The organism is Rhizobium yanglingense (assembly GCF_977109285.1).
In genome coordinates this window covers 464,106-477,299 of record NZ_CDSAWY010000002.1, presented here as the reverse complement: position 1 = coordinate 477,299, position 13,194 = coordinate 464,106, and the positions used below count along the sequence as shown (strand labels likewise).

The following is a 13,194-nucleotide window of genomic DNA, read 5'->3' as shown; positions in this document are numbered from 1 at the left end:
AGCGCGCTTCCTTGAGCATAACCTGACTGCGCAGAACTCGGCGATCAATGTATGTAGACTAAATTGACTTACCGTTTCCCTCGCCTCCTGCCGCGACCGGGTGCCGCCATTTGCAAGCCGGGAAAACGGCGCTACCTATAGCAAAGCCCCATCATCGGATATCTCTCATGACCACTGAAACCGTCATCACCGCCGCCATGCTCGCCATCGGCGATGAGCTTCTGTCCGGCCGAACCAAGGACAAAAACATTGGCCATTTAGCGGATATGCTTCAGCTTTCCGGCATCGATCTCAAAGAGGTGCGGATCGTCGCCGATGACGAGGACGCGATCGTCGAGGCTCTGAACGCCCTTCGCGGCAAATATGACTACGTCTTCACCTCGGGCGGCATCGGGCCGACGCATGACGATATCACCGCGGACGCAGTCTCGAAGGCTTTTGGCGTTCCCTGCGACCATGACGCTGCTGCCATGACACTGCTCGGTGACATGTACAAGCGCCGCGAGATGGAATTCACAGAAGCGCGCAAGCGTATGGCGCGCATGCCGCGCGGTGCGGCACACATCGTCAATCCGGTGTCGACTGCGCCCGGCTTCGTCATCGGCAATGTCTACGTCATGGCGGGCGTGCCGCAGGTGTTCCAGGCCATGGTCGACAATGTGCTGCCGACGCTTCGCAGCGGGCAGCGCGTGCTGTCGCTGGCGATCGCCTGCCCCTATGCCGAAGGCGATATCGGCATGCTGCTCGCTGCCATCCAGAAGGCGCACCCGGACACCAGCATCGGCTCCTATCCGCGCTATATCGGCCAGAAATTCTCGACGGAGATCGTCGTGCGCGGCCGGTCGCAGGCGGCTGTCGATGCGGCGGGCGCTGAGGTTCACGCCATGATCGAGAACATTCGCAGGACCAGGGAGATTGACGAAAACCGGTCCGCCGAAGCTTAGAGCAGCAACACACCGCCCTCGAGCAACGAAGGAACCGTTCCACCGACAACGCATTTCCTGCTTACGAAGCCATTTTCAGCCGCCGAGGAGAATTGATATGCCTTACAAGACCATACTCGCCATTCTCGATACGGCCGACAACAGCCGTGCGGTCTCCGATTTTGCCTTTGCGCTTGCCGCCGAAAACGATGCCCATGTCATCGGTCTCCACGCCGAAAACATCTCGGCCGTGCCGCTGGTCGCTCCAATGGAAATTCCCGATCCAGTCGCCCTTCAGGCGCTGCAGGACATGGCGCATTCCGAGACCGTGGAAGTGGAGCGCATCTTCCGCCAGAAAGCCGAAGCGTCCGGCGCCTCCTTCGAATGGCGCAGCTTCGCCACCTCGGCGGGCTACGGCTCGGCGCCGCTGATGGAGAGCGCCCGCAGCGCGGACCTCTTGGTCGCCTCGCAAGCGGACCCTTCCAAGCCATCTGACAGCCAGGTCGATATCGACAGCTTTCTTTTCGAAAGCGGCCGTCCGGTCCTGATGATCCCCTATATCTTGCGGCAACCGAAAGCGATCAAACGCGTGATGATTGCGTGGAACGGCTCGAAGGAAGCCGCACGCGCGACATTCGATGCCATGCCGATCCTGGAGGCTGCCGACGAAGTCGAGGTCTTTTCCGTCGATCCGGTGGATTCGGCGATGCAGACGGCGGGCCTGGCGGGAGCGGAAATCGCAGCCACGCTTTCCCGCCACGGCGTGAAGGCGACGCTTGCCGTCGCGGAAGGCACCCATAAGAGCGCCTCGAACGTCATCGAAAACCGCCTCTCCGACAGCAGCATCGATCTCCTGGTGATGGGCGCCTACACCCATTCGCGCCTCTGGCAGATGATCTTCGGCGGCACGACGAAGTCGCTCTTGCAGTCGATGACGGCGCTCACCCTCCTCTCCCGTTGACGAAGCACCGGCAGCAGGACTTGCGTTTAACCCGCAAATCCCGCTAATTGCGGCAACCGGTGACGGGCTCCGGAACTTCCTTTCGCGCGGGTTGGCCCTGCGCGATTTGCGTTTGACGGATTGCGCTTGGTCGCCGGCGGGTTTTCCTTTCATGCCGCGGAGCAGTTCGATGTCTTTTCCCGATAAAGCCTTTCCCGTTTCCTGGGATCAGTTCCATCGCGACGCCCGCGCGCTTGCCTGGCGCATCGCCGGCCTCAACAAGGAATTCAAGGGCATTGTCTGCATCACCCGCGGCGGCCTGGTTCCTGCGGCAATCATCTGCCGCGAACTCGACATCCGCCTGATCGAAACGGTCTGCGTCGCTTCGTATCATGACTACGTGAACCAGGGGGATATGGTGGTGTTGAAGGGCATTGCGCCGGAGCTCAAGGAAAATGGCGGCGAAGGCATCCTCGTCATCGACGACCTCACCGATACCGGCAAGACGGCGGTGCAAGTGCGCGCCATGCTGCCCAAGGCGCATTTTGCCTGCGTCTACGCAAAGCCGCTTGGCGTGCCGACGGTCGACACCTTCGTCACGGAGGTCAGCCAGGATACCTGGATCTACTTCCCCTGGGACATGGGCTTCACCTATCAGGAGCCGATCGCCAAGGGTCCGCGCTGACAGCGTCCGGCCATTCAGGCACGAATAAACTCCACGCGGAATTGTCATCTTAGTAATACTGCAGATGTATGATGCGAGCCTGGCTTGCACGCGCGCATCCGAGCGCCGTGCCAAAGGGCCGGGTCACGGATCGCGCGAGGGCGAAAACGCGCGGAGCAAGGACGAGGGGAATGGCATACCGGGGTTGGGTGAGAGCGGTCGTCGCTTCAGGTCTGGCGATCCCCTCTTTGTTGCCCGTGCCGGCCTTTGCCGAACCCGCTTATGTCGCCGTCGTCCGCGAATATGTGGATACCGTCGTCCGGCCGATGGTCAGCACGCCGATGGTTCTCGCGGCGATCAAAGAGCAGAACGCCAAATTCAGTGACGTCAGCAGCACGGATATCCAGGTCCTTGATTCGACCTACCGATCCGAAGTGGAAACCGGCGCCCTGCAGATGGTGTCCGCCATTCTATCCACGCCCGTTTCGCGCTACTTGAAGGAAAAACAGGATGCGTCGCAGGGCGTTATCGTCGAGTTCTTCATTACCGACAGGAATGGGCTCAATGTCGGCGAGAGCAGAGTGACGACGGATTTCTGGCAGGCCGACGAAAACAAATATCTGCAGACCTTCGCGCGCGATTCGGACGAGACTTTCGTCGATCGCGCCGAGCGCGACGAGACCACCCAGTTTCTCGAGGCGCAGGCCAGTTTTACCATCCGCGACGAGGCTGGAGCGGCGATCGGCATTGCCACCGTGACCGTCGCGCTCGATGCGATTTGAGGCCTCCCGAATCGCGATGCCGATCCGGGCCGAAAATGCCATCCTTAGATTTGGATTCGGCTAACTTTTTCTTTTCGTGCTCGCTTTTCAGGTACCTGAAGCCCGCAAAGCCCTGAAATTCAAGGCCTCCAGGCTTTTCCCCAGTCTTCACAGGGCCGTCCACAATATGTTGTGGTGAACGCTTCGTTAAAAACCACCCCTTGACGGAATCGCCCATTTCTCACTTAATGGTTCCCGATGTTGCGGCGGCAGCTGGACCGGGTTTAACGAGGCCGGTTCTCTTCAAAATTCGAGCGTGGAATCAGGGTGTTGCATCCATGATGGATGGCAGCCGTGAGGGGACCTTTTGCGCGATTTTTGACCTCCAAAAAAGTGACATCCGGGGCTGGCGATAATAAGCTGTTAATACTATATTTAGTGTTTGCAGCCACCATCACCACAAGATACAGGAAAGACATCTCCGGATGACACTCCTGTGACGGTACGGAAACGAGAACTGGCTGCGCATCTTCCGGCGCTGCCGGATGAGGAAACTTGCGTCCTGGTCAACGGGGATGGGGCGCGCAAACAGAGGTGCAAGGACATGCGCATAGAACGCCGTTTCACAAAGGCAGGCCAGAGCGCTTACGCGGACATCGAATTCCGCAAGGCGACGAGCGAGATCAAGAACCCCGACGGTTCGATCGTCTTCCGCCTTGAGAACATCGACGTTCCCGCGCAGTTCTCCCAAGTCGCGGCCGACATCCTTGCCCAGAAATATTTCCGCAAGGCCGGCGTTCCGGCAAAGCTGAAGAAGGTTGAAGAAAACGACGTTCCCTCCTTCCTGTGGCGTTCGGTTGCCGATGAGGCAGCCCTCAAGGAGCTGCCGAAGGACCAGCAGTACGGTTCCGAAATCGATGCGCGCCAGGTCTTCGACCGTCTGGCTGGCACCTGGACCTACTGGGGCTGGAAGGGCGGCTACTTCTCGTCTGAGGAAGATGCCTCTGCCTTTCGCGACGAACTCGCCTACATGCTCGCTACCCAACGCGTCGCCCCGAACTCCCCGCAGTGGTTCAACACCGGCATGCACTGGGCCTACGGCATTGACGGCCCCGGCCAGGGCCACTTCTACGTCGACCCCTTCACCGGCAAGCTGACGAAGTCCAAGTCGGCCTACGAGCATCCCCAGCCGCATGCCTGCTTCATCCAGTCGGTCGAGGACGACCTCGTCAACGAAGGCGGCATCATGGACCTCTGGGTTCGCGAAGCCCGCCTCTTCAAGTACGGCTCCGGCACCGGCTCCAACTTCTCGTATCTGCGCGGCGAAGGCGAAAAGCTTTCCGGCGGCGGCCGCTCTTCCGGCCTAATGAGCTTCCTGAAGATCGGCGACCGTGCGGCGGGCGCCATCAAGTCGGGCGGCACGACGCGCCGTGCGGCCAAGATGGTCGTCGTCGACATCGATCATCCAGACATCGAGGAATACATCAACTGGAAGGTCAAGGAAGAGCAGAAGGTTGCAGCCCTCGTCACCGGTTCGAAGATCGTCGCCAAGCACCTGAAGGCGATCATGAAAGCCTGCTTCAATTGCGAAGGCGGCGCCGATGCGGATTGCTTCGACCCGACCAAGAACCCTGCCCTCAAGCGCGAAATCCGCGCCGCCAAGAAGGACCAGGTTCCGGAAAACTATGTGAGCCGCGTCATCCAGTTCGCCCGCCAGGGCTACAAGGACATGGAGTTCAAGACCTACGACACGGACTGGGATAGTGAAGCCTACCTCACCGTTTCCGGCCAGAACTCCAACAACTCGGTCTCGATCCGCGACGACTTCCTGCGCGCCGTCGAAGCCGATGGCGACTGGAACCTGACGGCCCGCAAGGACGGTAAGGTCATGAAGACGCTGAAGGCCCGCGACCTCTGGGAGACGATCTCCTACGCCGCCTGGGCATCGGCCGATCCGGGCCTGCACTTCAACACGACGATGAACGACTGGCACACCAGCCCGGCCGCCGGCCCGATCCGCGCCTCCAACCCGTGCTCGGAATACATGTTCCTCGATGACACGGCCTGCAATCTTGCCTCGCTGAACCTCATGCAGTTCAAGGATGCGGCGACAAAGCGGATCAACATCGCCGACTACGAGCATGCCGTGCGTCTGTGGAGCGTCGTGCTCGAAATCTCCGTGATGATGGCGCAGTTCCCGTCGCGCCGCATTGCCGAACTCTCCTACGAATACCGCACGATCGGTCTCGGCTATGCCAATATCGGCGGCCTGCTGATGTCGTCCGGCATTCCTTATGACAGCGACGAAGCCCGCGCCATCGCAGGCTCCCTGACGGCGATCATGACCGGCGTTTCCTATGCCACCTCGGCGGAAATGGCTGCTGAACTCGGCCCGTTCCCGATGTTTGCGCCGAACCGCGAGAACATGCTGCGCGTCATCCGCAACCATCGCCGCGCCGCCTATGGCGAGACGTCCGGCTACGAAGGCCTGTCGATCAACCCGGTCGCCCTCATCCACGGCGAAAACCCGGATCGAGGATCTCGCCGCGCATGCCAAGGGCGCCTGGGACAAGGCACTGGAACTCGGCGAAAAGCACGGCTACCGCAACGCCCAGGCAACCGTAATTGCGCCGACCGGCACGATCGGCCTCGTCATGGATTGCGATACGACCGGCATCGAGCCCGACTTCGCGCTCGTCAAGTTCAAGAAGCTCGCCGGCGGCGGCTACTTCAAGATCATCAACCGCGCGGTACCTGAAGCGCTGCGCACGCTCGGCTACTCCGAAAGCCAGATCGCCGAGATCGAAGCCTATGCTGTCGGCCACGGCAACCTGAACCAGGCGCCCGCCATCAACCCCTCGACGCTGAAGTCCAAGGGCTTCACCGACGAGAAGGTTGAGGCCGTCAACGCGGCGCTGAAGTCTGCCTTCGACATCAAGTTCGTCTTCAACCAGTGGACGCTCGGGCTCGACTTCCTGAAGGGCACGCTGAAGGTCTCCGACGAGCAGCTTGCCGACATGAGCTTCAACCTGCTCGACCACATGGGCTTCTCGAAGAAGGACATCGAGGCTGCAAACATCCATGTTTGCGGTGCGATGACGCTGGAAGGCGCTCCGTTCCTCAAGAACGAGCACCTCGCCGTCTTCGATTGTGCCAATCCCTGCGGCAAGATCGGCAAGCGTTATCTCTCGGTCGAAAGCCACATCCGCATGATGGCGGCTGCCCAGCCCTTCATCTCGGGTGCGATCTCCAAGACGATCAACATGCCCAACGATGCAACCGTCGACGATTGCAAGAGCGCCTACATGCTCTCCTGGAAGCTCGGCCTCAAGGCCAACGCGCTTTACCGCGACGGCTCGAAGCTGTCGCAGCCGCTGAACGCTTCGCTGATCGAGGACGAAGGCGACGACGACGCGCTGGAGGAACTGCTGGCCCAGCCAGCAGCCGCCCAGGCTGTCACCGTCACCGAGAAGATCATCGAGCGGGTGATCGAGAAGGTCGTGCGCAGCCAGGAAAGGCTGCCGGGCCGCCGCAAGGGCTACACCCAGAAGGCAAAGATCGGCGGTCACGCGATTTTCCTGCGCACCGGCGAATATGACGACGGCCGCCTCGGCGAGATCTTCCTCGACATGAACAAGGAAGGTTCGGCCCTTCGTGCGTTCATCAACAACTTCGCGATCTCGGTCTCGCTCGGCCTGCAATACGGCGTGCCGCTCGAGGAATATGTCGATGCCTTCACCTTCACGAAGTTCGAGCCGGCGGGCATCGTCACCGGCAACGACGCGATCAAGAATGCGACGTCGATCCTCGACTACGTGTTCCGCGAACTCGCCATCTCTTATCTCGGCCGCCCACGATCTGGCGCACGTTGATACGTCCGAGCTTCAACAACACGGCGCTCGGTCGCGGCGTGTCGGAAGGCAAGGCGGACGTCGTCTCCAAGGGCCTGACTCGCGGCTATAAGCCGACGCTGGCGTTCCGGAAACGCGACCGAGCGCGCGGCGTCGGAGATCAAGGGTGCTGCAACCGCCGCCCCTGCTCCGCGCCTCCTCGGGCGCGACGATCACGGCGATTGCCGGCAACACCGTGCGCAAGCTCGAAACCGTCGCCGCCTCCTCCGAAGTCGTCGCCTTCAAGCGCGATTACGAGGAACGCGCCAAGGAACTGGCGGAGGAAATCGTCGAAGAGATTGCTGAGGAATCCAGCACGCTCTTCACCGACGCCGCCGCTGCCGACGCAGCCTCTGCCAAGACCGAAGCAAAGAAGGTCGAAGCCGAACGTCGCGCCCGCTCCATCATGCAGGGTTACACGGGCAATATGTGCACCGAGTGCCAGAACTTCACGATGGTGCGGAATGGGACCTGCGAGAAGTGCGATACGTGTGGCGCGACGAGCGGATGCAGCTGATTTCTGTGACCCGTGTGCCCTTTGGCCGCAGATCTGCGTCCAGACCCCATGATCTGCGTCTGAGCGCCCTTAGATTTGCGTCCAAAAAATGAAATGAAGCCTGTGATCGGTGGGTAGCCACCGGACGCAGGCGGGAGCTAGCCTCCACGGATTGGATGCGCCGCCTTCAAGCGCAAGCCCTGCCCCGCCAGCACCCAAACGTGTTGGCGGGGAACGGCTCAAGGAACAAAACAGGAATCAAACGGAAGGTGTGAAATCTCGAGATGGCAGACGCAGTGGTTGCAAACTGGGACGGGCACGACTGCCAGGGATGCTGAAAGCCCTCAAGAACGTGGCGATGTCGCAACTGGCCGCCAGCGGTCAAGACCGTCATGTCATCATGGCTACCGCCGAGAAGGCTTGTCGAAGCGACATGCGTGGCCATTCGGATAGGAAGCAACCTCTGTGCGCAATTCGTCCGCAGCACTACCAGGAAGCCACTAAGATTTGCTATCAGGCCCCTATTGATTTGGGGGCGATGGGGAAGTTCAAAAATGATGTCCAGGGAGGAGAAACGCGCCGACGCGGCTGGGCTCCGGAACCGACAAAAGGGATGTCTCCCAATAACGCCCGTCCCGGACGAATGGCACCGGCTCATCGAACTCCTGGTATTCAGCCATCACGGCGTAGGCATGGCCGAGTCTGCTCAGGATCGTCTTCGACGGCGACGACCTTCGCGGTGGCAACCCGGCGTCCACCGTTCCGCTGTGGCTCCCGATAGATTATCCGGTCGCCGACCAGGGTCTCCGCGATAGCCCGGTATTGCTTGGGGAAGTGGTATCGGAACGCGATTTCGTCGTCGTAGCCGGAGTCCCGCTCGATGCCTGCCCCTGCCCTCTCCTTCAAATCGAACGTAGAACGGGTCGCGCGCGTGAGCAACACGTCTTCGAGCAACATCAATCCTGCGTCTGGTATCGGCTTACCCTCGTAGCGCACGCGAAAATTCCTCCTGTGAAAATCCTGCTCGAAGCAGACGAAGACGAGTTCCAGGTCATTGGCGCTGTCGCGCTTCCCAAGGAGGCTGAGCGTGACAACGATAACGCCGCTGTATCCGCGCGTCAGGCGGAAAGCCGCGTTACGGATGTCAGTCCCTTCCGGATCCTTCCGGTCTTCGCGGCGCTCATAGATGACCCAGAAGCGGGCAGCATCCCAAGTCTGCCGCAGGATTTGGCTGACCTCTGTCTTGAACTCTTCGGCATGCATTGCGGGACCCCGAGACAATGCCGTCTCGCCCGCATCGCTAACGACGTTGAGGTAACCGTCATATTGGTAAGCGCCTGACAGTGACCGTTCGATCATCTCGAATGCCGAGTTTTCGCTGATTGTTGTTTTGAAGAGAATGGCCATCGAATCGCTGCGTTTCACTAACGACATGTCGGGTGGAGACGGCGAGACTACAGGGCGTCGCCTGGGCGAGCAACGGAGACTTGGTCATTGCGGAAATCGTAACGAACGGTTGAAACGCGTTGAGATCGTTCTCCGGCTGTGCTCATTGAAGGCCTCTAGGCCACACTTTGGAGAACACGTTCGCGCCGTCTCTAAGCGACCGCGTTTTCTTCAGACCTCGCCAGATTGTGAACTATTAGTAACTTGAAACACAACAGGCAAAGCGCTTTATCCGAGCGATGAATCCGAAGCACTTCATCTCGGCAATGAGCATCGCGGCTTTGGCGGCATGCTCACATATCGAGCCGCTTCGAGACGCCCCTCGCCCAGTCAGCGATCCAGCACCAGACGCCTTTGACCGATCGAGAGGTGATCGCAGATACAGTCGGTCGCGGTGCTGTCGGTGCAACTGCGCTTGCTTGGGCCAACCCATCGACGGGCAGCGCGGGCGTTATCGAACAGATCGATGCCAGTAAAGATGGGCCGGACGGATGTCGCGGTTTTGTAACCAGTCGCCAGTCGCTCGACGGCATGACGCGCTTCAACGGCGTAGCCTGCCCGTCTGGGGACAGTTGGAAATTGGGCGGGCAATCGGGTAGCGCGCGACGTCCGGTCTCGCGTCAAGGGCATCTTCGCCGTGCTCTCTAAACGATTAATCGCAAGGGCCCCATCCCCCGGGAAGCTATTAGCCTAGATCGCACCGTAACCCGATCAAGGATCGATCTCTGTTGCTTTACCGCGACGGCTTCAAGGTCACAACGGTCCCGCTGTCGACGATGATCCAGAGAGTCCGGACCATATCTGCAGCTTCGCGAAAGATTGCCGAGATATTCGCTTGGGAAAATGTGACGACGCCTTTTGCCGCGATGTCCAGGCGGACGATTGCATCGTATTCGATACCACTTCCAGGGATGCCAGCTTGCTCGCGCAGATCGCGCACCGTGGTCATCGCACGAAGCAACAACCTCTCGATTTCGCTCGCGGTCAGGCGGTCGACTTCATTCGCCGCCCTCACGCAATGGCGGTGCGTGGGTGGTGTCATCGCAGCCCGAAGGCCAGTGTGGCGTCGTCCAGCTTTCGCGGTTCGAGAAGGACCAGTCCGACACCTCCGGCCTGTTCTGCCGGTACATTGCCAGGAAAGCCGCCACCAATCCGTCGCGCACTGTGTTGCCGGGACTGGGCTGCTCGGCAGTCGATCAGGGCGAATACGTCTACGACTGGAAGAAAACTAGATCTTGACCATCTGCAGTGCGAGTTCGTCGAGTTCAGTCCGATCTGACTCGACTCCGCGACAACAAAAAAGGCCGGGGCGAAACCGCACCGACCTTCCTCATCATCGCCAATCTACCAGTGCCAGTACATCCGTGGTCAAAAGCATTTCAACGATGCGGCGTTGCGAGCAGCGAATTTCAGCGCTCATCAGCAATGCCAATGAAGATCTCCTAGCTGTGAACTGTGTTCCCAACAAGTCTCAACCGGAAATCATGCGCCCGGCCAGTCGTTGGCTGGCCCGTCGACGACGCCCGGATCGTCTGCCGGATCCGGATCCCGATCATAGGCCTCCTTCATCCGAGCCAGTTCCCTCTCAAGACGGTGACGTTCATGCTGTTACGAGCTGGACCAAGGACGAGCTCAAGCAGATGCCCGAACACCGCGACTAATGCGACCCTTCGATGTTTCCGTCCTGGCGTTCTCGTTGACGCTGCAGGGCGGAAGGGCCATTTACTGCCACATGGCAAAACCCAAGACCAATGACGATGCGGAGTTGATCAAGGAGTGGTCCCTCTCGCCCGCAGCTACGCTCGGATCATCCGTCCGCGCAAAGGGGATTCTGCTGGAAATTCGCGCTCGGCTGCCTTTGGCCGTGCGAAAGTCGCTCGATATCGAGGTGGGTGTTCTAACCTTGGCAATGCCCCAAACCGCCAGGAGTGGTTTCCGCGCTGCTACGTCGGCTGTTTCCAATGCGCTTGAAGGTATCGAAAGCCTGCCTGTCATCCCCCGTGAAATCCAGGATATCCTGACGATCTCTACCACTGAGAGGCATCGGTGGCTCAACGACGGGCGCTTGCCCAGCGCTGGAACCCGCACAGTAAAGTTGCGAGGCCGCGCGAGTAAGATTACCTTCCACGTCTTCGACCCACATGTCGTCGAGGACATCCTGGACAGGGACTTGGTGACAGTCTGGCGCGAGGAAGATGCCGAAGCTGCTGCCGAGAACAGGCGTCGGGCCGCGTTGAAAGCAAAGCCCACGCGTTCGCTACGCACCAGCAAGAAATCTTCAACAGAAGGAAGCTCCGGTGATGCCTCGCGTCCGAAGTTGAGCGGCTGGGAAGAGTTCGGCCGCGACGGGCTACTCCGCTAGTCGGATGTTTCACCGCCTGTTAGGACAAAGCCGAGAGGGCGTCCCTGACCGTCTGCACCGTGTATGCAGGGCTGGCGATGATTTGTACGTCTTCGATTGGATTCATCGCTACGACGACGACCGTGAATTGCTCGGCAACGGCGCGGCCCTGATCCCGTCTGCGAAGAAGCGCTGCGGCCTGGGCGGCGAGCTCGACGTGCCGCTCGGCCACGAGGACGCTGCCTATGTGCGCAGCCGTTTCGACGCCGTGGACGTGCGCGTGCCCGACGCTCCAGCGCCCTCGAGATCATGGTCGTCATCATCGTCACCGACAGCGGCCGTCCCTTGCCACGTGTCGGGGGGCACGGCCGAGATCAAGGGCGGGGACGGACTGCGCTAAAACGAAGGACCGAGCCGGGGCCGCGCACCGCTGAGGGTTCGCTCATTAGGGCTTGAATCCGATCACCATCGAATCCGGCCCCGCCAACGGCACGACGCGCGGGGACACGAAGCCCGCTTCGCGCATCCATGCCTGGCAGTCGACGCCAGTATAGTCGAATCCGCCGGGGGTTTCGATCAGCATGTTCAGGCTCATCAGGAGCCCAAAGGCGTTCTCGCGGCGCTCGTCATCGATGACGGCGTCGTAGGCGATCACGGCCCCGCCTTTCGGCAGCGCGGCGAAGGCCTTTTCCAGCAGCAGCTTCTTCTCGGCGAGATCCCAGTCGTGCAGGATATGTCCCATCACGATCACATCCACGTTCGGCATCGGATCGTCGAAGAAGTTGCCGCCCTGAAAGCGGATACGGTCGGAGAGGCCCTGCTGGGCGACGAACTCCTCGAATATCGGCTGCACGGTGGGCAGATCGAAGCCGATCGCCTTAAGGTGGGGATGAGCCCGCGCGACCACCACCGGCACCATGCCCTGCGCCGCGCCTACATCGGCGAATGTCGTGTATTTCGACCAATCGAACTTGGCTGCGATCGCCTGCGCCGCCCCGGCGCTGATGCCGCTCATGGCCCTGAGGAAGCCGCGCACCCGTTCCGGTTCCGCATAGAGCGTGGCGAAGAAGTCCGTCTTATGCTTGCTTTCGTTCTGCATTTCCCCCGTCCGCAGGGCTTCGGTGAGCGAGCCCCAGAAGCCGTAGAGCCGATCATTGGCCATTTCGAGGATGCCGCCGATATAGGACGGCTTGGCCCTGTCGAGGAAGAGGTCCGTATCGGGGCTGTTGCGGTAGATGCCGTCGTCGCGTTCGAGCAGCTTCAGGGCAACTAGGGCATCGAGGAAATCGCGGGCCGAGCGGGGATGCAGTTTGAGCCTGGCCTGCAATGCCGGCAGGTCGGCCGGGCCTGCGGCGAGCTCGGTGAAGACACCGAGTTCGATCGCGCTGAGCGTTGTCTTGGAGGCCCAGAAGCCCAGGCCAAGCTGCATGATGTTGTCCGGTGTCGGTGCGCCCATCGCTCGTCTCCTCGTGGATTTGTGCCGCTGAACCGGCAGCCTGGAGTGGTCTTGAAACGAAATGCTCCAAGGATGGTCCGATGCCGGCCGCGATCGGACACCGATGGCGTTCCGCGTCGTCGTGGCACCCTGCGAAGAAAATAGAACGATTTTCCGGACGATGGAATCGTAAAGAATGGCAAAGAGCAATCTGACGAAACTGCTTTGTCCTGTTGAACATTCGGTTGCGGTCTTTATAAACTCGGTAGTCGCAGGGTGGCCTGGGGCGATCACTTGT

The 13,194-nt window shown here is 60.4% G+C and carries 9 protein-coding genes and 4 pseudogenes; 10 read left to right on the top strand and 3 right to left on the bottom strand.

Annotated elements, in window-relative coordinates; genetic code table 11:
* Nucleotides 1-167 precede the first annotated feature (167 nt).
* The 5 genes and pseudogenes from ACW4PC_RS03655 to ACW4PC_RS03635 all read left to right on the top strand — a co-directional run bounded on the left by ACW4PC_RS03655 (nucleotide 168) and on the right by ACW4PC_RS03635 (nucleotide 7,695).
* The gene (locus tag ACW4PC_RS03655; protein WP_455872840.1) at nucleotides 168-944 is read left to right on the top strand and encodes a competence/damage-inducible protein A; all 777 of its coding nucleotides are present in this window, start codon (nucleotides 168-170) and stop codon (nucleotides 942-944) included.
* Between the two features lie 97 nt (nucleotides 945-1,041).
* Nucleotides 1,042-1,884, top strand: coding sequence for a universal stress protein (locus ACW4PC_RS03650; protein WP_455872839.1), 843 nt, complete (start codon nucleotides 1,042-1,044; stop codon nucleotides 1,882-1,884).
* 169 nt (nucleotides 1,885-2,053) lie between these two features.
* A complete protein-coding gene (gpt, locus tag ACW4PC_RS03645; protein ID WP_074061031.1) occupies nucleotides 2,054-2,548 on the top strand; it encodes a xanthine phosphoribosyltransferase in 495 nt (164 codons plus the stop codon).
* Between the two features lie 170 nt (nucleotides 2,549-2,718).
* Nucleotides 2,719-3,309, top strand: a complete 591-nt coding sequence (locus ACW4PC_RS03640; RefSeq protein WP_455872838.1) for a hypothetical protein — start codon at nucleotides 2,719-2,721, stop codon at nucleotides 3,307-3,309.
* A 583-nt stretch (nucleotides 3,310-3,892) separates the two neighbouring features.
* Nucleotides 3,893-7,695, top strand: a pseudogene (locus ACW4PC_RS03635) (vitamin B12-dependent ribonucleotide reductase).
* A gap of 945 nt (nucleotides 7,696-8,640) precedes the next feature.
* Here the strand turns inward: ACW4PC_RS03635 and ACW4PC_RS03630 are convergent.
* Nucleotides 8,641-9,081, bottom strand: a pseudogene (locus ACW4PC_RS03630) (hypothetical protein); the annotation flags it as partial.
* 408 nt (nucleotides 9,082-9,489) lie between these two features.
* On the opposite strand from ACW4PC_RS03630, the gene ACW4PC_RS03625 reads away from it, so the two are divergent.
* Nucleotides 9,490-9,768, top strand: a complete 279-nt coding sequence (locus tag ACW4PC_RS03625; protein ID WP_455872949.1) for an RT0821/Lpp0805 family surface protein — start codon at nucleotides 9,490-9,492, stop codon at nucleotides 9,766-9,768.
* A gap of 85 nt (nucleotides 9,769-9,853) precedes the next feature.
* Here the strand turns inward: ACW4PC_RS03625 and ACW4PC_RS03620 are convergent, their stop codons facing one another.
* Nucleotides 9,854-10,162, bottom strand: coding sequence for a hypothetical protein (locus ACW4PC_RS03620; protein WP_455872837.1), 309 nt, complete (start codon nucleotides 10,160-10,162; stop codon nucleotides 9,854-9,856).
* On the opposite strand from ACW4PC_RS03620, the gene ACW4PC_RS03615 reads away from it, so the two are divergent.
* The 4 genes and pseudogenes from ACW4PC_RS03615 to ACW4PC_RS03600 all read left to right on the top strand — a co-directional run.
* Nucleotides 10,156-10,359 (top strand): hypothetical protein, encoded by a 204-nt coding sequence (locus ACW4PC_RS03615; RefSeq protein WP_455872836.1) that lies wholly within the window; start codon nucleotides 10,156-10,158, stop codon nucleotides 10,357-10,359. The genes ACW4PC_RS03620 and ACW4PC_RS03615 overlap by 7 nt on opposite strands.
* 347 nt (nucleotides 10,360-10,706) lie before the next feature.
* Nucleotides 10,707-10,781 (top strand): annotated as a pseudogene (locus ACW4PC_RS03610) (PRC-barrel domain containing protein); the annotation flags it as partial.
* Between the two features lie 71 nt (nucleotides 10,782-10,852).
* Nucleotides 10,853-11,482, top strand: a complete 630-nt coding sequence (locus ACW4PC_RS03605) for a hypothetical protein (protein ID WP_455872835.1) — start codon at nucleotides 10,853-10,855, stop codon at nucleotides 11,480-11,482.
* Between the two features lie 121 nt (nucleotides 11,483-11,603).
* Nucleotides 11,604-11,861, top strand: a pseudogene (locus ACW4PC_RS03600) (amino acid synthesis family protein); the annotation flags it as partial.
* A 45-nt stretch (nucleotides 11,862-11,906) separates the two neighbouring features.
* On the opposite strand, the gene ACW4PC_RS03595 reads toward ACW4PC_RS03600, so the two are convergent.
* Nucleotides 11,907-12,917: a methyltransferase gene (locus ACW4PC_RS03595; RefSeq protein ID WP_455872834.1), complete on the bottom strand. Its 1,011-nt coding sequence runs from the start codon at nucleotides 12,915-12,917 to the stop codon at nucleotides 11,907-11,909.
* Between the last annotated feature and the right edge of the window lie 277 nt (nucleotides 12,918-13,194).

Excerpts from the sequence above, each read along its gene's own strand:
- ACW4PC_RS03655 (WP_455872840.1), top strand. The coding sequence starts at position 168 with ATGACCACTGAAACCGTCATCACCGCCGCCATGCTCGCCATCGGCGAT.
- ACW4PC_RS03650 (WP_455872839.1), top strand. The coding sequence starts at position 1,042 with ATGCCTTACAAGACCATACTCGCCATTCTCGATACGGCCGACAACAGC.
- gpt (WP_074061031.1), top strand. The coding sequence starts at position 2,054 with ATGTCTTTTCCCGATAAAGCCTTTCCCGTTTCCTGGGATCAGTTCCAT.
- ACW4PC_RS03640 (WP_455872838.1), top strand. The coding sequence starts at position 2,719 with ATGGCATACCGGGGTTGGGTGAGAGCGGTCGTCGCTTCAGGTCTGGCG.
- ACW4PC_RS03620 (WP_455872837.1), bottom strand. The coding sequence starts at position 10,162 with ATGACACCACCCACGCACCGCCATTGCGTGAGGGCGGCGAATGAAGTC.
- ACW4PC_RS03605 (WP_455872835.1), top strand. The coding sequence starts at position 10,853 with ATGGCAAAACCCAAGACCAATGACGATGCGGAGTTGATCAAGGAGTGG.
- ACW4PC_RS03595 (WP_455872834.1), bottom strand. The coding sequence starts at position 12,917 with ATGGGCGCACCGACACCGGACAACATCATGCAGCTTGGCCTGGGCTTC.